The 18,764-nt window shown below is 65.0% G+C and carries 19 protein-coding genes and 2 tRNA genes; 2 read left to right on the forward strand and 19 right to left on the reverse strand.

All coding sequences use genetic code 11. From position 1 onward, the window contains the following. Window positions 1-333 precede the first annotated feature (333 nt). The 19 genes from coaBC to QVN30_RS09570 all read right to left on the reverse strand — a co-directional run bounded on the left by coaBC (window position 334) and on the right by QVN30_RS09570 (window position 17,416). Window positions 334-1,533: a bifunctional phosphopantothenoylcysteine decarboxylase/phosphopantothenate--cysteine ligase CoaBC gene (gene coaBC, locus QVN30_RS09480; protein WP_289836187.1), complete on the reverse strand. Its 1,200-nt coding sequence runs from the start codon at window positions 1,531-1,533 to the stop codon at window positions 334-336. Beyond that, entirely contained in the window at window positions 1,533-2,249 is a 717-nt protein-coding gene (locus QVN30_RS09485; RefSeq protein ID WP_289836188.1) for a zinc ribbon domain-containing protein, read from the reverse strand. Before QVN30_RS09485 ends, coaBC begins: the two co-directional genes overlap by 1 nt. Continuing rightward, complete coding sequence (locus QVN30_RS09490; RefSeq protein WP_289836189.1) at window positions 2,246-3,058, reverse strand: Nif3-like dinuclear metal center hexameric protein; 813 nt, start codon at window positions 3,056-3,058, stop codon at window positions 2,246-2,248. The genes QVN30_RS09485 and QVN30_RS09490 overlap by 4 nt, the downstream gene beginning before the upstream one ends. Window positions 3,059-3,063: 5 nt before the next feature. After that, the gene (locus QVN30_RS09495; protein ID WP_435051637.1) at window positions 3,064-4,233 is read right to left on the reverse strand and encodes a cysteine desulfurase family protein; all 1,170 of its coding nucleotides are present in this window, start codon (window positions 4,231-4,233) and stop codon (window positions 3,064-3,066) included. 4 nt (window positions 4,234-4,237) lie between these two features. Beyond that, window positions 4,238-4,924, reverse strand: coding sequence for a ribulose-phosphate 3-epimerase (gene rpe, locus QVN30_RS09500; RefSeq protein WP_353738983.1), 687 nt, complete (start codon window positions 4,922-4,924; stop codon window positions 4,238-4,240). A 6-nt stretch (window positions 4,925-4,930) separates the two neighbouring features. Beyond that, window positions 4,931-5,938: an NAD(P)H-dependent glycerol-3-phosphate dehydrogenase gene (locus QVN30_RS09505; protein ID WP_289836190.1), complete on the reverse strand. Its 1,008-nt coding sequence runs from the start codon at window positions 5,936-5,938 to the stop codon at window positions 4,931-4,933. 6 nt (window positions 5,939-5,944) lie between these two features. Further along, complete coding sequence (gene plsY, locus QVN30_RS09510) at window positions 5,945-6,658, reverse strand: glycerol-3-phosphate 1-O-acyltransferase PlsY (protein ID WP_289836191.1); 714 nt, start codon at window positions 6,656-6,658, stop codon at window positions 5,945-5,947. Continuing rightward, on the reverse strand, window positions 6,658-8,001 hold the full coding sequence (gene der / locus QVN30_RS09515) for a ribosome biogenesis GTPase Der (RefSeq protein WP_066832069.1): 1,344 nt from the start codon (window positions 7,999-8,001) through the stop codon (window positions 6,658-6,660). Before der ends, plsY begins: the two co-directional genes overlap by 1 nt. Window positions 8,002-8,020: 19 nt before the next feature. Then, complete coding sequence (locus QVN30_RS09520) at window positions 8,021-9,466, reverse strand: DUF512 domain-containing protein (protein WP_289836192.1); 1,446 nt, start codon at window positions 9,464-9,466, stop codon at window positions 8,021-8,023. Next, window positions 9,456-10,313: a 4-hydroxy-3-methylbut-2-enyl diphosphate reductase gene (locus QVN30_RS09525; RefSeq protein WP_289836193.1), complete on the reverse strand. Its 858-nt coding sequence runs from the start codon at window positions 10,311-10,313 to the stop codon at window positions 9,456-9,458. Before QVN30_RS09525 ends, QVN30_RS09520 begins: the two co-directional genes overlap by 11 nt. Window positions 10,314-10,316: 3 nt before the next feature. After that, a complete protein-coding gene (locus QVN30_RS09530; RefSeq protein WP_289826379.1) occupies window positions 10,317-11,042 on the reverse strand; it encodes a lysophospholipid acyltransferase family protein in 726 nt (241 codons plus the stop codon). Between the two features lie 2 nt (window positions 11,043-11,044). Continuing rightward, on the reverse strand, window positions 11,045-11,719 hold the full coding sequence (gene cmk / locus QVN30_RS09535) for a (d)CMP kinase (protein WP_289836194.1): 675 nt from the start codon (window positions 11,717-11,719) through the stop codon (window positions 11,045-11,047). Further along, entirely contained in the window at window positions 11,716-12,600 is an 885-nt protein-coding gene (locus tag QVN30_RS09540) for a pseudouridine synthase (protein ID WP_289836195.1), read from the reverse strand. The genes cmk and QVN30_RS09540 overlap by 4 nt, the downstream gene beginning before the upstream one ends. Next, window positions 12,593-13,303 carry an SMC-Scp complex subunit ScpB gene (gene scpB, locus QVN30_RS09545; RefSeq protein ID WP_289836196.1) on the reverse strand — a complete coding sequence of 237 codons (711 nt, stop codon included), beginning with the start codon at window positions 13,301-13,303 and terminating at the stop codon, window positions 12,593-12,595. The genes QVN30_RS09540 and scpB overlap by 8 nt, the downstream gene beginning before the upstream one ends. A gap of 1 nt (window position 13,304) precedes the next feature. Then, complete coding sequence (locus QVN30_RS09550) at window positions 13,305-14,108, reverse strand: segregation and condensation protein A (RefSeq protein WP_289820060.1); 804 nt, start codon at window positions 14,106-14,108, stop codon at window positions 13,305-13,307. A 139-nt stretch (window positions 14,109-14,247) separates the two neighbouring features. Further along, entirely contained in the window at window positions 14,248-14,937 is a 690-nt protein-coding gene (locus QVN30_RS09555) for a site-2 protease family protein (RefSeq protein WP_204588145.1), read from the reverse strand. 7 nt (window positions 14,938-14,944) lie between these two features. Continuing rightward, a complete protein-coding gene (locus QVN30_RS09560) occupies window positions 14,945-15,250 on the reverse strand; it encodes a hypothetical protein (RefSeq protein WP_079989164.1) in 306 nt (101 codons plus the stop codon). After that, entirely contained in the window at window positions 15,237-17,282 is a 2,046-nt protein-coding gene (locus QVN30_RS09565) for an ABC-F family ATP-binding cassette domain-containing protein (RefSeq protein ID WP_289836197.1), read from the reverse strand. The genes QVN30_RS09560 and QVN30_RS09565 overlap by 14 nt, the downstream gene beginning before the upstream one ends. Before the next feature lie 59 nt (window positions 17,283-17,341). After that, a tRNA-Val gene (locus QVN30_RS09570) sits at window positions 17,342-17,416 on the reverse strand. 115 nt (window positions 17,417-17,531) lie between these two features. Between QVN30_RS09570 and QVN30_RS09575 the strand changes: the two genes are divergently transcribed. Together QVN30_RS09575 and QVN30_RS09580 are read left to right on the forward strand one after the other, a co-directional pair. Continuing rightward, complete coding sequence (locus QVN30_RS09575) at window positions 17,532-18,158, forward strand: DUF1847 domain-containing protein (RefSeq protein WP_289836198.1); 627 nt, start codon at window positions 17,532-17,534, stop codon at window positions 18,156-18,158. A gap of 44 nt (window positions 18,159-18,202) precedes the next feature. After that, a tRNA-Ile gene (locus QVN30_RS09580) sits at window positions 18,203-18,275 on the forward strand. The last annotated feature ends 489 nt before the right edge of the window (window positions 18,276-18,764 follow it).

Genomic DNA, 18,764 nt, shown 5'->3' on the forward strand with positions numbered 1-18,764 from the left:
TGCTTTTGGGTATTTCGTGCAGAACGAGCCGAGAATCGGTGCGAGGATGTCGCTAAGGCGCCGGCAGGAAAAGAAAAAAGGACTTTTGGGTACATATTTGAGCGTACGCCAAGTAGACCTGTATTGGAACAATGTACAACATACTGGTGTATACGTAATAAGTTATTGAGAAGACGGTATGCTGGGCTGGCTCAGTATGATGTACCCATAAGTCCGATTTCTGTTGATGTAATAGAGTAAAATACAAACAAATAAATACTATATACAAATATTAGGGTATAGTGCCGAGGATTCCGGCACTATACCCGATTTCATGCTAAGAAACCCTTCAAATCAGGCGTCCAAACCGCATGCGTTGAGCAGGATCTTCCGAGCGAGGTCGTCTTTGCTCATGCAAGGCAGCTCCTCGATCGTTCCCCTTGTGATCCACCAGGCTTTGTTCGTGTCGGTGCCGAAGCCTGAGTCCGCACGGCTGACGTCGTTGGCGACGATTGCGTCGCAGTCCTTGCGGGCGAGCTTGTCTTGGGCATAGGCGACGACGTTGTCCGTCTCCGCGGCAAAGCCGATAACGATGCGCTCCCCCTTGTTCGCCGCAAGCGTGGCGAGGATGTCTTCCGTCTCGGTCAGCTCGACGACGTCGAGCCGTTCGTATGCCTTCTTGAGCTTGTGGTCGGCGGGATGGACCGGGGTGTAGTCGGCGACAGCTGCAGCGCAGATCGCGATATCGGCATCCTCGAAGGCGCACCGGGCCGCCTCGAGCATCTGCGCGGCGCTCTCTACGCGCACGGTGGGAACCGACGCCGGAACGGCGGCAGTTGCGGGGCCGAGCACCAGGGTCACCTCAGCACCCAGATTCACCGCGGCGCGCGCCAGGGCCACACCCATCTTGCCGCTCGAGCGGTTGCCGATATAGCGCACCGGATCGATCGCCTCATGGGTGCCGCCTGCCGTGATGAGCACACGCTTGCCCGCCAGGGGGCCGTGTGCCCCGAGGACGGCTTCCACCATATCGGCTATGTGCGAAGGCTCGGGCAGGCGGCCTCCCCCGACATCGCCGCAGGCGAGATATCCGGAGTCCGGAGCTATGACGTGCACACCGCGCCGACGGAGCACCTCCACGTTCTCCTGCGTGGCGCTTGCCTCCCACATCCCGACGTTCATGGCAGGCGCCACGACGATGGGTGCGCGGGTGGCGAGCAGCGTCGTGGACATAAGGTCGTCGGCGATGCCATGTGCCATCTTGGCGATGATGTTGGCCGTCGCGGGTGCCACGAGCACGAGGTCGGTCTCCTGGGCGAGCGAGATGTGATGGATGGGGTCCTCGGGGTCGTCGAACAGGCCGACGGCGACCTTCTCGTGCGTGAGGGCGCGAAACGTCGTGGGTCCCACGAACTTCGTGGCGTGCTCGGTCATGAGGACCTTCACGCGCATGCCGCGCTTCTGCAGCTGTCGGGTGATCTCGCAGGATTTATACGCCGCGATGCATCCCGTCACGCAGAGCAGGACGCAGGGCTGGGCTGCCGCTTCGGCCATCACTCCTCACCGTCTTCGCTCAGGATGAGGATGCGGTGGCAGTAGGGGCACTCGGCGACATCGCCTGCATGCTTGAGCGCGTCCAGGGACGATGCCTGCAGCGTCATGCGGCAGACGGTCGGAACGTTTCCCTCGAGACGCTCGACGCCCAGGCCGCGGAAGCGCTTCGCGGCAGCCTCGTAGGAGGAACGGGTCCCGGCGTCGAGCGTGTTCAGCAGCGAGGCGCGCTGGTGCTCGGAGGCGTCGATGGCGTCCTTGAGGGATCCCGCCTTCTCGCGTGCGCGCTTGGTGTCGGCGATCACGGATGCCTCGAACTTCGCCGTGTACTCGGCGAGGTAGTCCTCCTTCTTCTTGAGCTCGGCGAGCTTGGCCTCGTAGTCCTTGCGGTCGAAGGCGATGCGCTCGAGCTTCTTGGCGAGGTCCGAGAGCTCGAGTTCGAGCTGCTGGACGGATCGGTAATCGGAGGAGTCGACGTTGCGCTGCGCGATGCGGATGTCGTCGTTGGCGTCCATCTCCTGGTCGTCGAGTTCCTTGAGATAGGTCTCGAGATCCTTGCGCTGCGCATAGAGCTTCGTCGCGTCCGCCTTGAGCTTCTGGTAGGCGCGGCGCTTCTTGGCGAGCTCGGCGATCTCAGGCATCTCGGCGAGCGCCTTGCGGTCGCGCTCGAGGGAAAGGTCGAGTTCCTGAAGCTTGAGAAGGGTTGATCCGACGCTCATGAGCGCTCCTGTTCTTTTGTCGATACGGTCCACCATTGATGCGGAAGACCTATTCTATGCAGTACCGCGTCGTCTACACCAGCAGAGATCGCAGCGTTCATCAAGATAGCGGCAAACGGGTCCTCGGAGCGGTCGTGGCCGAGCAGGATCACGCCGCAGCCGCGAATGGCGAGGTCCTGGCAGACATGGTAGCCGCCCTCGCCGCACACGATAGCCTGGGCATCCCATCTCATGGCGTCCTCTCCGAACGAGCCGAGAGATCCGCCGAGGAAGGCGACGCGCTCCACCGCGACGTCGGGGTCGCCCCATACGCGCGGCGCCCCGCCGAATGCGCCGGCGCAGGCGGCGGCGAGCTCGCCTAGGGTGCGCGGAGCGCACGTGCAGATCGATCCCAGCCCGCGTGCGGTCGGGTCGCCGGGATACTCAAGAGAGGAGGCGGCCTGCATCCCCACGAGGGAGGGCAGCAGCTCGCGCACCTCATGCGAGCGGTCGAGGTTCGTGTGGAACGACAGGATGCTCACGCCGAGCCGCGCCGCCGTGTAGATCGCCGCAGAGCTCGAGGGGCGCATCGCGTCTGCGGGCGTGAAGGCATCCGGCGCCTTGATGTAGACGGGATGGTGCGTAAGCAGCACGTTGGCTCCCCTGTCGGCGGCTGCGCGCACGTTTCGCTCGGTCGCGTCGAGGGCCACCGCGACTCCCGTGACGGCAGCCTCGGGGTCGCCGACCGAAAGCCCCACATGGTCCCAGGATTCGGCATCCTGTGCGGGAAAGCGGTCGAACAGCGCCCGCTCCAGGTCTCGTACCAGCATATCGATCACCCTATCAGCTCGTCGAAGGCGTCTGCGAATCGGGTCAGGTCATCGGGGTCCACGCGGTCGTCGAACGAGACCCGCAAGGACCCGAGCGCGCGCTCGCGCGCGATCCCCATGGCGCTCAGCACATGGCTGGCGTCGAGGCTCCCGCTCGAGCAGGCGGAGCCGCCCGAGACCTCGAACCCCGCGGCGTCGAGATGCAAGACGAGCTCCTCGGAATCTATTCCGTCCACCGTGACGGAGACGATGCCCGGAAGGCGGTCTACCGCCCGCCAGTCCCCCATCGTCGCCTGGACGCGCGAGTGGGCGCACAGGCGCTCGTAGAGCGAATCGGAGAGCGCGGACAGGCGCGCACGGTCCTCCTCGATATGGGGGTAGACGGCGCAGGCCGCCGCTGCGAGGGCGAGCACGGACCGCACGTCCTGCGTTCCGGCGCGTCGGCCCGATTCCTGCCCCCCGCCGAAGACGCGGGGCCTCAGGGGTGTGCGGGTCTTGAGGTACAGGGCGCCTGTGCAGACCGGGCCTCCGATCTTGTGGCCCGCGATGCTGAGCGCATCGACCCCAAGGTCGGCCACATCGAAGGGGATGTGGAGATAACCCTGGATGGCATCGGTGTGGAACAGGGCGCCATGGGCATGGGCGACGCGTGCAAGCTCGCTGATCGGCTGCACGACACCGGTCTCGTTGTTGGCGAGCATGATCGAGACGAGCGCGACGTCGGGTCCGAGCAGCCCCTCGAGGGCCTCGGGCTCGATGCGCCCCGCTGCGGTCGGCTTGACGAGGTCGACGGAAAACCCCGCCGCGCGCAGCAACGGCAGGTTATCGAGGATCGCGTCGTGCTCGATGGCGCTCACGACGACACGGGTGCGGGCTCGGTCGCGCTCGCGTGCCCCCTCGGCGATACCGAGCAGGGCGAGCTGATCGGATTCGGTCCCCCCGGCGGTGAAGATGACCTCGCTTGCGCGCACGCGGGCTCCGAGCGTGCGTGCAAGGTCGCGCCGCGCGCCCTCAAGGGCCAAGGCGGCCTCGCGGCCCAGACGATGAAGCGAGTTGGGGTTCGCGCCCGCGATCGGAGACGCGTCGTAGGCCGCCTGGGCGGCAACCGCCTCGGGGCGCATGGGCGTCGAGGCGGCGTAATCGAGGTTGACGGGTTGGGCTGCGATCGTCGTCAATGCGTCAGCCTTCCCTCGCCTGCATGCCGATGGTGCCGAGCTCGCGCAGCTCGCGCACGATCATCGAGGGATCTTCCGCTTTGAATACGGCGGATCCCGCAACCAGGACCGTGGCGCCGGCCTCTCCGAGCGCGCGGGCGTTGGAGAGGGTCACGCCGCCATCGACCTCGATGAGCGGGTCGACGCCGTGGCGCTCGCACATACGGCGCAGCTCGCGGACCTTGTCGTAGGTGCCTTCAATGAAGCTCTGCCCCCCGAATCCCGGATTCACGCTCATGATGAGCACGATGTCGACGAGGTCGATGACGCCCTCGAGCTCCTGCACGGGCGTGGGCGGGTTGATGACCACGCCGGCAAGGGCGCCGCGCTCGTGCAGGCGGTTGATGATCGCGGGAAGGTCGTCGGCAGCCTCGAGGTGCACGGACACGATGTCGGCGCCGGCGTCGACGTACCAGTCGATCACCTCATCGGGATTCGTGACCATGAGGTGGACGTCGAGCAACGCATCGGTGCTGCGCTTGACGGCCATGAGGATGTGGGGGCCGAACGAGTGGTTGGGGACGAAATGCCCGTCCATGACGTCGAAATGAATGTAGTCGGCATCGCTCAAGCGGTCGAGTTCGGCATGGAGCTGCGTGAAATCGGCTGCGAGCACGGAGGGGGAAACTTTGACGCGGTCGAGCATGGGCATGCCTTTCTAGTCGTCCATTCCGTAGAACTCTTCGGTCGGGAATCGGTCGATGAGCTCGTTGAAGACGGTCTCCTTGGAAACGCCTTGCCAGAGCACCTTTTCGAGCGCGAACGTGATGGGCGCGTCAACACCGATGTTGCGGGCGAGCTGCGCGACGCTTTTTGCGGCCGCGGCGCCCTCGACGACCATGTGCGTGCGCTTCTGGTACTCCTCGAGCGTGCCCCCGTGCGCCAGGGACTCGCCGAAGGTGCGGTTGCGCGAGTGGTGCGAGGTGCAGGTGACCACGAGGTCGCCCATGCCGGCGAGGCCCATGCAGGTGATCGGGGATCCGCCGCGCGCGTGGACGAGCCGGCTGATCTCGGCGATGCCGCGCGTCATGACGAGCGCGAGCGTGTTGTCGCCGTAGCCCATGCCGGCCAGATAGCCGCAGACGATGGCGATGACGTTCTTGACGGCGGAGCACATCTCGACGCCGATGAGGTCGCTGCCGACATAGATGCGGAAGTGGTCGGACAGCAGCACGGTCTTGAAGAACTCGGCGACGGCAGGGTCCTCGGCGGCGATCACGGCGGCGGAAAGGCAGCCGCGGCAGACCTCCTCGGCGTGATTCGGTCCGGCGAGCACGCCGATGCGCTCGGGCGCCCCGATGCAGTCGGCGACGAGTTCGCTCATGAGGTAGCCGGTGCCGTCCTCGATGCCCTTGGTCAGCGTGAGGACGGGGGTTTCGGGCTTGATGAAGGGGGCGGCGCCCTCGAGCACCGAGCGGAGGAAGGCCGAGGGGACCGCGAGGATGATCCCGTCGGCGCCTCCAATCGCCTCCTCATAGGACGCGGTCGCCCAGACATTGTCGGGAAGCACGTAGTCGGTCAGGTAGATGTTGTTGCGATGTTGCCCGTTGATGCCCTCGACGGCCTCGCCGCCGAACGACCAGACGCAGACTTCATCGACGTGGGCGGCGGCTTGACCGGCGATGGCGGTGCCCCAGGAACCGGAACCGATGACGGTGATCTTCATGAGGAGCTAATCCTTCTTGTCGGCGCGCTTCGAAAACGAGAGCTTGTTCTCGTTGCCCGCGCGCAGCTTCTTTATGTTGGAACGGTGGGCCCATACGACGGTCCAGCCCAAAAGCGCCCAGATGGCGAGCGAGAGCGGGCTCATGGACGGGAAGGCGATAAACACGGTGACGGGCACGACGGCAGCCGTCGCGATGGAGCCCACGGACACGTACTTGGTGATCGCGACGAGCACGATGAAGATGGTGAGGTGGACGAGGGCGAGCGGCCAGAAGAAGCCGAACAGGATGCCCACGCCGGTCGCGATGCCCTTGCCGCCGTGGAACTTGAGGTAGGGAGAGAAGATGTGGCCGTACAGGCAGGCGAGCGCCACGAGCGCGACCATCCAGTCGGCGCCTCCCCCCGCTTCAAGCGACGTCGTGCCGGCGAGTGCAGAGCCGATCACGCTGCGGGACGCGTTGATGCACACGACGCCCTTGAGCACGTCGAACAGAAGCGTCGCCGCGGCAACCTTGGGCCCCGCGACGCGCAGGGCGTTCGTCGTGCCGATGTTGCCCGACCCGGACTTGCGGATATCCACATGCCCCATGAAGCGGCCCAAGATGAGGCCGAAGGGGATGCCGCAGATGAAATAGGAGACGACCATGCACGCGACGAGGGAGAACAGGGCGGCCTCGTCGCCAGCGGGCAGGTAGAGGGAACCGAACGATACGCCGCCCATCACTTCTCCCCCTTCTCGCGCTGTTCCTTGCTGCGGAAGCGCAGGCGGATGGGCGTGCCCTTGAAGCCGAAGGCGTCGCGCATGCGGTTCTCGATATAGCGGCGATAGGAGTCGCTCACCAGGTCGGGGTGATTCACGAAGAACGTGAAGGTCGGGGGCTCGATGCCGGTCTGGGTCACGTAGTGCATGCGGAGGCGGCGCTTGCCGTCCACGACGGTGTGGCCGAACTCGCGCATGTCGGTCAGCAGCTTGTTGAGCGCGGAGGTGGTGATGCGCGTGGAGCGGGAGGCGGCCGCGGCGTCGGCGAGCGCCCAGATCTTCTCGACCGAGCGGCCGGTCAGCGCGGAGATGCGCAGGACGCTTGCCCACGGGGCGAGCGTCAGCCTGCGGTCGACGGATTCCATGACGTGCTCGCGCGCGTTGTCGTCGGTGAGAAGGTCCCACTTGTTGAGCAGGATCACGAGCGCGCAGCCGCGCTCGATGGCGAGGTTCGCGACCTTCTGGTCCTGCTCGGTCATGCCGGTGGACGAATCGATCACGAGCAGGGCGACGTCGGCGCGGTCGATCGCGCGCAGGCCGCGGACCATGGAGTAGTACTCGATGTTCTCGTAGACCGTGCTCTTCTTTCGGATGCCGGCGGTGTCGACCATGCGGTAGAACGTGCCGGAGCGCTCGACGACCGTGTCGATGGCGTCGCGCGTGGTGCCGGCGACGTCGGAGACGATGGAGCGGTCGGAGCCGATCATCTTGTTGAACAGCGAGGACTTTCCGGCGTTCGGACGGCCGATGATGGCGATGGAGAGCATGTTGTCGGGCTTCTCCTCGTCTTCGAGCTCGGATTCATCGGGGAACAGGGCGACGACCTCGTCGAGCAGATCGCCGGTTCCGTGTCCGTGCAGCGCGGAGATGGGCAGCGGGTCGCCCACGCCGAGCGAGTAGAACTCCCACAGGCGCTCTTCCTCGCGGTCGGGGTTATCGAGCTTGTTGACCAGCAGGAAGACGGGCTTCTTGGAGCGCTTGAGCATGCGCGCGACCGATTCGTCCTCCTCGGTGACGCCCGTGGTGCCGTCCACGACGAACAGCACGGCGCAGGCCTCCTCGGCGGCGGCGAGCGCCTGGTCGCGAATGGGTACGGAGAAGACGTCGTCGCTCTTGAGGGGCTCGATGCCGCCGGTGTCGACGAGGGTGAAGTCGCGGCCGTTCCACTCGGCGTCGTAGTAGGAGCGATCGCGGGTGACGCCGCGGCTTTCGTGCACGATGGCGTCGGAGGTCTGGGCTATGCGGTTGACAAGGGTCGACTTGCCGACGTTGGGGCGGCCGACAACGGCAACTACAGGCTTCATAGGTGCTGCTCCTTGACACTTAGGGCTCGGGGGATTCGAGCGCGGTTTCGAGGGACCTCACGAGTTCGAACGGCATGGTCGAGGCGACAAGTACCTCTGCCCCGCGACGATCGAGCTCGCGTATCAACGTATCTTGATGATACCCGTCAAGCGTCATGCCGTCCGCGTTGAACATGACGCTTGGCAGAATCAGTATATCGCCGTCAAGCGAATCGGAGAGCTGTTCAAGCAGGTCACAGCCGCAGATCAGCCCGGTTACATCGACGTTGCCGCCGAAATACCTGTTCTTTATGGGTATGATGCGGCCTCCGAGGGCGGGATCCTCGACGAAGCCGCGGACGGTGTCGGCGGCAGACGTACCCGAGACGACGCAGAGCGTACGCGAGCGCTCGGCGAGCATGCGGCGGATGCGGCCGAGCACGTCGGCGAGATCGCCCAGGGCTGCGGCCGTGTCGTCGAGATAGCTGCGGATCATGCCGATGCCGTCGTAGTACTGCGGGTAGCCGTCGTACCAGTCCGCAGCGGGCACATCGACGCCGGCGTCCAGGTAGAACTCGTCGGACATCTGGAAGGTGTGCCGGCCGAAGCGCCGGAAGGCCCGCTCCTGGTAGGGGCGCACGTGCTCGATGACGGCGCGCGCGGCGTCCGGGTCGTCGGAGTACGACGTGGTGAAGCGGTTCTGGTGCTTGGTGAAGCCGAGCGGCACGATGCCCAGGCTCGTGATCTGCGGATGCTCCTCGCAAAACGCGAGGGTGCGGTCGAGCTCGTCGCCGTCGTTGATGCCGGGGCACAGCACGATCTGCGCATGGATCTCGATGCCCGCGTCCATGAGGCGCCCGAGCACCTCCATGCCGCGTGCGGCGTTCTTGCCCATGATGCGCCGGCGCACGTCGGGGGTCACCGCGTGGAGCGACACGTTCATGGGCGACAGGCAGCGGCCGATGACGTTTTCGACGTCGTCGTCGGTCATGTTCGTGAGCGTCACGAAATTGCCCTGCAGAAACGAGAGCCGGTAGTCGTCGTCACGGATCGACAGGCTCTTTCGGCTGTCGGCGGGCAGCATCGTCATGAAGCAGAACACGCAGGCGTTGACGCAGGTCCTCATGCCGTCGAACACCGCGCCGTCGAACTCGAGGCCCCAGTCTTCGTCTTCGAAGCGCTCGAGCGTGGTCGCGCACACGGTGTCGTCGCTCGGGTCGAGGACCGTTAGGTCGACCGCGTCGTCATCGGTCTCCCACATCCACACGATCATGTCGGTCAGATCCTGGCCGTTGACCGTAAGCACGCGCATGCCGGGTTCGATGCCCGCGTCGTCTGCGGGCGACTCGGACGCCACGGCGGTCACGAGGGCGCCGTGGCCGTCCGCGTGTTCGGTGGGGGCGTAGTTGGCGACCGTGCCGGCGTAGTCTGCGACCGTCGGCGCCCCGGTGACCGGTTCTTGAGCGGTGCGCATCTCAGCGGGCATCGACGGCCCCCGTGGTCTCCATGATGGCCTTGGCGGCGCGCTCGATATGGGAGGCCGGGGTGGAGGCCCCGGCCGTGATGCCGATGAGCCCAGCGCCCGTAAACCACGCCGGGTCGATCTCGCAGGCATCCTCGACGTGATGCGTGCGCTCGCACCGCTCGGTGCAGATCTGGGCCAGGCGGCGCGTGTTGCCGGAGTTCTTGCCGCCGACGACGATCATGACGTCGGCGCGCGAGGCGAGCTCCGAGGCGGCCTGCTGCCGCTCCTGCGTGGCGCTGCAGATGGTGTTGATGACGCGGACCTCGGATGCTCTCGTCAGCAGGGCGCTGACGACGTCTGCGAGGGTGGCTTGGGTCTGGGTGGTCTGCACGACGACGCCCACGCGCTGGGAGATCTCGAGCCCGACGAGGTCTTCGGCGCACGAGACGACGCGGGCGGCCCCGTCTGCGTGGCCCATGATGCCCTCGACCTCGGGGTGACCGCTCTCCCCCACGACGATGAGCTGGTAGCCCTCGCGCACGAGCTTCTCGGCCGCCGCGTGGACACGCTTGACATAGGGGCAGGTGGCGTCCAGGACGGTCAGGTCGCGGGCGCGCGCCTGCTCGATGACCGCAGGGACGACGCCGTGCGCGCGGATGATGATGGAGCCGGACGAGGCGTCGTCGAGCGTCTCGGCGAGGCCAACGCCCTGGGCCTCGAGCTCTTTGACGACCAGCGGGTTGTGGATGAGCGGTCCCAGCGTGTGGACGGGGGCGGGAGCCGACGTCGCGGCGTCGGCGGCCATGGACAGGGCGCGCTCGACGCCGTAGCAGACGCCGGCGTGCGCGGCGATCTCGATGCGTGCCATGGCCTAGCGCCTCCCCGGGTGCTCGCGGCGCAGGGCGTCCCGGATGGCGTACATGCGCTCGATGGCCGCGTCCTCGACCCACTGGGTGCGCTCGCGGCGCTTGAGCTCTTTCGGCGCGTCATCGAGGGACAGGGCGTCCCCGGTACGCATCCAGCACGTCACGGGGCGCATGAGGTGCTTGCCCTTGGGCGTGATGTCGCGGAAGCCGCACACCGCCATGGGGACGACCGGGGCCTTGGCCATCTGGGCGATGATGGCGAAGCCGCCGTGGACCTCGACCGGCTGGTCGTCGGTGCGGATGCGCGTGCCCTCCGGGAAGATGAGGATGTCCTCGCCGCGCTGGAGCGCATGGCTCGCTCGGCGCAGTGACTTCATGTCCGCGGTGCCGCGGTCGACGGGGATGCCGCCGACGCGGGCGAAGAACCAGCGCACGATGCCGTTATGGTTGAACTCGGACTTGAAGATGGGGCGCAGGCGGCGCTTGCGGGCCCAGTACCAGGTGACGATGACCACGACCTCGGCCATGGAGGTGTGGTTGCTGATCACCACCGACCCCGTATCGCGGCCGGACAGAACCTTCTCGGCGTTCTCCATGCGGGTGCGCCACATGACGCACGAGAACGCGTACAGGATCGCGAGGATCACGCTGTATCCCCCGCGCATGATGAGCGGGTAGTCGCGCATGGCGTTGTCGTAGTAGTCCTCGGTCTTATAGTCGAGAAGCTTCATCACTACCTCCTGGCGTCGGCGAGCGCGACGATCTTGTCGACGATCTGGTCGATGGTGTGGGCGGTCGAGTCGATGTGCACGGCGTCGGCTGCCGGCTTGAGCGGGGCTGTGGCCCGGTGGGAGTCGATCTCGTCGCGACGCAGCAGGTCGGCAAGGGTCTGCTCGACCTCTCGGTCGATATCGACCCCGCCGGTCCCCTCGGGATGGCGCTGGAGCACGCGGCGGCGGGCGCGCTCGCGCGGGTCGGCGGTCAGAAAGATCTTGAGGTCCGCATGGGGGAACACGACCGTCCCGATATCGCGGCCCTCGGCGACGACGTCGCGGCCCTCGGCAAAGGAGCGCTGGCAGCCGAGCAGGGCGCTGCGGACGCCCGGATACGCCGCGACCTTCGAGACGATGCGGTCCGTCTGGGGCGTGCGGATCTCACGGGTCACGTCGCGGCCGTCGGCGAACACGCGCAGCGGGCACGAGTCGCCGGCAAACGCGATGTCGAGTTTCCCCGCCAGATGCTCGACCGCCGTCTCGTCATCGAGATCGATGCCGCGGTCGGCGCAGGTGAACGCAACCGTGCGGTACATGGCGCCGGTGTCGAGCTTGGTGAAGCCGAAGCGCTCGGCGAGGATGTCGGCGATGGTCGATTTTCCCGAGCCCGCGGGCCCGTCGATCGCGATGATCATGCATGAACCTTTCTCGTGTTCTTTGCGCGTCCGCCAGACGCTTCGTTCGTGCCGGCGCCTGCCTTTCGGCGCTTGGAGCTGGCGTCGGTCAGCTTCTGGACCTCCTGGTCGGTCAAAAGGCGCCAGGATCCCGGTTGGATGTCCGTAAGCTCGAGCGGGCCGAAGCGCGAGCGGTGCAGGCGCAGCACGGGATGATGGATCTTGCCGAGCATGCGCTTCACCTGGTTCTTGCGGCCCTCTCGGATGATGACTTCGACGGCGGTCGTGCCGTGCGGGATGCCATCGGGCGCGACGACGAGCGCCTCGCGCCCGTCCAGGATGCGGCAGCGCGCCGGCTGGCACGGCCCGTCGTCGAGCATGATGCCGCGGCGCAGGGGGTTCAGCTGCACATCGCTCATCCGCCCGTCGACGAGGGCGAGGTAGGTCTTCTCTACGTGCATGGAGGGATGCAGCAGGCGCTGGCCCATATCCCCGTCGGTCGTGAACAGCAAAAGGCCGGTGGTGTCCTTGTCCAGCCGTCCGACCGGGTACAGTCCCGGGTAGCGGTCGGTCGGCACGAGCTCCTCCACGCATGGGCGGCCCTGCGGGTCGCTCATGGTCGTGAGGTAGCCGGCTGGCTTGTAGAGCATCAGGTAGGTCGGGCGCTCGTTGAGCGACACGCGCACGCCGTCGACCGCGACGACGTCGCGTGCGGGATCGACCTTGCTGCCGAGCTGCGTGACGACCTCCCCGTTCACCGTCACGCGGCCGGCGGTCATGAGGTCCTCCGATCCGCGGCGGCTCGCCACGCCCGAGCGCGCAAGGAAGCGCTGCAGGCGCATGGGGACGATCATCTCGCCGGTCTTGGGATCGATGGGTGGAAGCTCGCGGGTCTCAGTCATCGTAGTCGTCCGATGCGTTTCCGATGATGTACAGGTCGTCGTCCTCCGACTCTGCGTCCGGCTCCATGAGGTCGCGCTCCTCGTCGAGCTCCTCGGTCGCCTCCTCGAGCGTAGAGGAGATGGAGCGGCCCGACAGCCGCTCGCGGATGAACTGACGCGTCTGCTCGTCGGGAGCGAACTGCTCCAGGTCCGGAAGGTCGCGGATGCTGCGCAGGCCGAACTTCTCGAGAAACGTGGTGGTGGTTCCGTAGATGATCGCCTGGCCGCGCTGCGGGTCGCGCCCCATCTCGCGCACGAGCCCCTTGTCAACCAGCGACGAGATGACGCCGTCGGAGTTGACGCCGCGGATGCCCTTGACCATCTCGCGGGTGACCGGCTGGTGGTAGGCGATGACCGCGAGCGTCTCGAGGGCCGCCTGGGAGAGCTTCTGGGTGTCCCATGACATCACGAAGCTTTCGACCTGGTCATGGAAGGCGGGGTGCGTGAACAGGCGCCAGCCTCCTGCGACCTCGCGCAGCTGGAAGCCGCGGTTGGCCTCCTCGTATTCCACTTTGAGCTCGGCGAGAAGCGATGCGGCCTCGCCGGGCGTGATACCGAGCGCGGAGCCCAGGGCGCTCGCGCTCACCGGATCGCTCGATACGAGCAGCAGCGCCTCGAGCGCGCCCTTCAGCGACGACGGCTCAAGCGTCTCAAGATCGTTCATGTCAGCCCTCCTCAATCATCAGGGCGTCTCCGGGATGATACGCCGGGGCGCCTTCGACGCGGTCGATGGTGATCGTGCCGAAGTTCTCATCTTGGGCGAGCTGGATGGAGCCGCGCTTGGCAAGCTCGAGGATCGCCAGGAACGTCGCGACGATCTGCTCGGCGGTGGCCTCGCCGTCGAGCAGATCCCGGAAGGTCATATGGGGTCGCGAGATGGTCACGCGGTCGACCGACGCGACGGTGAGCTCCAGGGGCACCCGATGGGGAGCCACATGCTCGGCCTCGAGCAGGAACGTCTCGCGCCGCCCGTCGAGGTCTGCGCAGATGACCGCGAGCCCGCGCAGCGTGATGCCCGCCAGATAGTCCGGCACGAGATTCAGAAACTCGGGGTCGGGTCCCGCCACGCGAGGGTGCATGCGGCTTTCGGCCTCCATGCGCGCGCCGAGGGCGGCTGCGGCGCTGCGGAACTGCTTGTATGCGATGAGCCGCGCGATCAGGATCTCGCGCATGGCGTCGCCGTCAAGGTCGGCATATTCATCGAGCTCGTCGTCATCTGAGGTGCGGCGCGGCGCGTCGTCTTCCGGGACGAGCGATGCGGCCTTGATGTCGAGCAGGGTCGCTGCGACGAGCAGAAAGTCGCTTGCCACATCGAGGTCGAGTGCCTGAAGGCGTTCGACCTCGGCGAGGTACTGTTCGGCGACCTCGGTGATGGAGATGGAGCCGATGTCCACCTTCTGGCGCGAAACGAGCTGAAGCAGCAGGTCGAAGGGGCCTGAATATGCCTGCGTGCTCACGCGGTACGACAATCCATCCCCCCAATCCGACCAAACGACGCAGATGGATTCATTTTATCTCAGCCAGATAGACGGAGACAGTCCTCAATGTGAGCATCCTCGGGAAAAGCTGAAACCCGATCCACCGCTGTCGCGTCGGTCGTGATCTCGGTCATGCCCCCAGCGCGAAGGACAGAAGCAGGTCGTAGACGGGGTACAGCGTCAGTCGGAAGTACATCGAGACCAAATCGATATTCAGCACCGTCGGCAGCACGTAGAGCACGATGAGGAGAATCGGCATGGCGTACTGCTGGATGCGGTAGTAGGTCTGCAGCGCGCGACCGCGCAGGAACAGCACGAGGATTGATGAACCGTCGAGCGGCGGCAACGGGATGAGGTTGAAGAAGGCGAGCGACAGGTTGACCGACATGAACGTAGTCAGGAAGTTTGTGAGGTACAGGACGTTCTCCCCCATGAACCCGATTACCGCGTCACCGTTTGACACCACGAGGCGCAACAGCACCGCGCCGACCCCGGCAAGCAACACGTTGGAGACGGGCCCCGCTAGCGCTACGGCGACCTCATCGCGCTTGGGATTCTTGAGGTTTCCCAGATAGACCGGCACCGGTTTGGCGAACGCGAAGATGGGACCGCCGGCGACGAGCATGATCAGCGGCAGCAGCACGGTGCCGAACGGGTCGATGTGGTTGAGCGGGTTGAGCGAGATGCGCCCCCGCGAACGGGCGGTCCTGTCACCCAGCAGATAGGCTGCCAGCGCATGCGCGCTCTCGTGGATCACGATGCCGATGATGAGGGCCGCAGCCGAGGTGAGCAGGTAGAATATGTAGTTCAGGTTGAGCATGTGCGTCCTAGAGCCGAGTCTGAAGCGTATAGGCGATGCGCTGGCACGCGTAGTCGAGCACGAGCAGGCCGACCATGGCGAGCGCGAAATCGAGGCGGAACACGCCGCCGAACGGCGAGGTGACAAGCCCGTAGCCCTCGATGATGTCGGGGAGCGCGTGCGAAAGGTCGAGCACGAATCCTGCGATGTTCAGGCGCTGGGCCATGCTCGGAAAGCACAGAAGGACCGTAAGCGCCCCGAAGACGATGCCGAGAACCCTGAACGCCACAGCCATGACGTTCAGGGCGATTGCTGCGGCTCTACGCAGTTGCACGTGCGGTCTCCTCTTCGATCGTCGTCGAGAGTTCGAGCCACTCGTCCTCCAACGGCGGGATTTCCTTCTTCAGGGCATTGTATTCCGCAAGTGCGTTGGAGAATTTCGCCTGATCGGCATAAAGCTCCTCAGACGCCATCAACTCCATGAGCTCATCATAGCGTGCGCGCTTGGTGTCAAGGAGCTTCTCGACCTCGCGCAGGCGGTCCTTGGTCTTCTTCAGGCGCTTGTTGAGCGCTGCGCGCGCCTCGGCCTCAGCGCGCTTCTGCTCGCGCGTCTTTTTGCCTGCCGCCTCCGGCTTGGCCTGCGTTGGCGCCTCGTGCGTGCGGCGCAGCGTTCGGCCGCCCTCATGGGAGGGCGCCTGGGACTTGGCCGCGGGGGCGGAAGCGGCCTCGGCCGCAAGCGCTGCGCGCTGGGCAAGGTCCTCGCGCTTGTACAGGTAGTAGTCGTAATCGCCGTCGTAGACGGTCATCTTGCCGTCTCGGATATCGACCACGCGGTTCGCCACGGCGCGCACGAGATGCTCGTCGTGGCTGATGAGCACGATGGTGCCGGGGAAGTTCTTGAGCGCGTTCTCGAGCATGTCGACCGAGTCGATGTCGAGATGGTTCGTGGGCTCGTCCAGGCACAGAAGCGCCTCGGGCGCGACGAGCATCTTCGCGAGCGCCAGTCGTGCGCGCTCTCCGCCGGACAGCACGCCGACCCTCTTGTCGACATCCTCTCCGGAGAACAGGAAGGCTCCAAGCAGGCTGCGCTGCTGAGGGGTGGTCCACGTGGGGGCGACCGAGTCGATCTCCTGCAGGACGGTGTTGCTCTCCTTCAGGCCCTCGAGTTGATGCTGGGCATAGTAGGCGACGCCGACGTGCAAACCGAGCTCACGGGTGCCCGACGTGGGCTGCTCCACGCCGGCGATCATCTTGAGCAGGGTCGACTTGCCGGCGCCGTTCGGGCCGACGAGCGCCACGTGGTCGCCGCGATACAGCTTGAGGTCGATGCCGTCGTAGACGTGCTTGTCCTCGTAGCTCTTCGAGACGTTCTCGAGCGCGGTGACCAGGTCGCCGGAACGCGGGGGGTCGGGGAACTTGAAGTCCACGTGCTTATGCCCCTCGGGCAGGATGACGAGCTCGCTTTTGATCTGCTCGATGCGGCGCATGCGCTCCTGGGCCTGTGCCGCCTTGGTCGGCTTGTAGCGGAACTTATCCACGAAGACCTGCATATGGGCGATTTCGCGCTCCTGGGCGGCGCGCTTGGCGCGCATCTGCTCGAGGTTGTCCTCACGCTGCTTGAGGTAGGCGCTGTAGTTGCCGGTATAGGTCGTGACGCGGCGGTTCTCGAGGGCGGCCACGTGGTCGACGCAGGCGTCCATGAACGCGCGGTCGTGGGACACGATGAGGACGGCCCCCTCATAGGAGGCGATGAAGCCGCGGAGCCATTGGACGCTCTCGAGGTCGAGATGGTTGGTGGGCTCGTCGAGCAGCAGCAGGTCGGGGCGACGCAGGAAGAGCTTGGCGAGCGCGATGCGCATCTGCCATCCGCCAGAAAAGTCCGAGCAGGCGCGGCTGAAGCCCTCGGGCTTGAACCCGAGGCCCGCGAGAATCTGGCGCGCGTTGCTCTCGAGCTCGTACCCGCCGAGATGCTCGAAGCGGTCCTGGACCTGACCGTATTCTACGAGCATGGCCTCGAGGTTCTCGTCGTCGGGGTCGGCCTCGGCGATCTTCACCTGAAGCTCCTCGGCGCGCTCCCCCATTGCGCGGATCTCGATGGCAGCGTCCATGACCTCGTTGATAATGGGCTTGTCGGAAGCGAGCTTGGTCTCCTGCTCCAGGTAGCCCACGTTGACGTCCTTGGCATACGTGACGGTGCCCGTATCCGGTGAGTCAATGCCCATGATGATCTTGAGCATCGTGGTCTTGCCGGCGCCGTTGGGTCCGACAAGCGCGTAGCGCTCCCCCGCGTTGATCTGGAAGGATGCGCCCGAGAACAGCGTGCGGGCTCCGAAGCTCTTTTCGACCTTATCGACCAGAAGAATCATGCTCATGTCCTTTATGCAAAGCAAAAGGGCTGCAGTTGCCTGCAGCCCTTGAGATTCGATGGTGGGCGTTACAAGATTTGAACTTGTGACCCCATCCGTGTGAAGGATGTGCTCTACCCCTGAGCCAAACGCCCGTGTGCCTTTCGGCGAAGAAGATACTAACACACAATGTCGGCCTCGCCAACTATAATTTTGGTCGTTGGGGCGATTCGTCTCACAATTTGTTCATCTTCGCAGGTCGGAGGGTCTATGGGCGATATCAGGCGTTCGTGCATCGATTGCGTGGTCAAGAATTGCAGCAGGATGCAGGGCACCTACCCGCAATTCTGCCTCACGACCCATATGGACGAAGACGTGCTCGCCGATGCCATGGCCCAGTATGAGGACGAGCTCATCAACAAGGTCGCGGTGGCGTCCGCAGAGGTGGAGGCCGAGCACTACTGCCGCTTCACGCGCATCGAGGAGACCATGACGTTCGCCGAGAAGATCGGGGCCCGCAAGCTCGGTATCGCGACGTGCGTGGGGCTGCTTGCCGAGAGCCGCATCTTGGCCAGGATCCTGCGCCGACACGGCTTCGAGGTGGTGGGTGTGGCCTGCAAGGCGGGCGCCCAACCGAAGGAGTCGATTGGGATTCCCGCGTATTGCACCGAAGTCGGTCCAAGCATGTGCAATCCCATCCTGCAGGCGAAGCTGCTCAATAAGGAGAAGACCGATCTCAATCTGGTCGTGGGGCTCTGTGTCGGTCATGACAGCCTGTTCTATCGCTATTCCGATGCGCTGTGCACCACCGTCGTGGTCAAGGACCGCGTGCTCGGGCACAATCCCGTCGCCGCCCTGTACACGGCGGATTCCTACTACCGAAAGCTTGAGGCCTAGAACCCTTTCTGTCGTTTTATGCTACTATGTCCCTTGCATTCCACGGGCTCATGGCGCAACGGTTAGCGCAGGGGACTCATAATCCCTGGGTTGCAGGTTCGAATCCTGCTGGGCCCACCCATCAGGACTTACGCCCCGCACCTGCGGGGCTTTTCTTATGCCAGCTTATCCCTCTCCGCGAGGTTACGCCTACTCCGTACGGTCGGCTTGTCGCTCCGCGGTATGTCATCGGTGGGAAACCTCACTGCAATACTCCAGGAACGAGGGGGTCGGTATATCATGAAGATGAATTTGGTATCAAATCGGAAAGTATGAATGGAATACGGCCACATCTGACAAGCCTGTGACCTACAGTTTCTTTGCACTGCCGATTGCGGATGCCCCGGGAAAGGCCATTGTTCCGCCCTCGAACGGTCCTTATTTCCCGCGATTTGATACCAAATTCAAAACGGGGCTCCCGCGCACCTTGTTAAACCTTTTATCGGGGCGCCATTTTGCACATGGGCGGATACTACGACTTCTTCATTCGTTTCGGACGCAACCTGCTGCAGTGCGGCTCTTTTCGTACATGAAATCTTGGCCCTTCGGCGTGTGCTCAGGAGTCCT

It is taken from the genome of Collinsella ihumii (assembly GCF_030385545.1).
Classification (GTDB): domain Bacteria; phylum Actinomycetota; class Coriobacteriia; order Coriobacteriales; family Coriobacteriaceae; genus Collinsella; species Collinsella ihumii.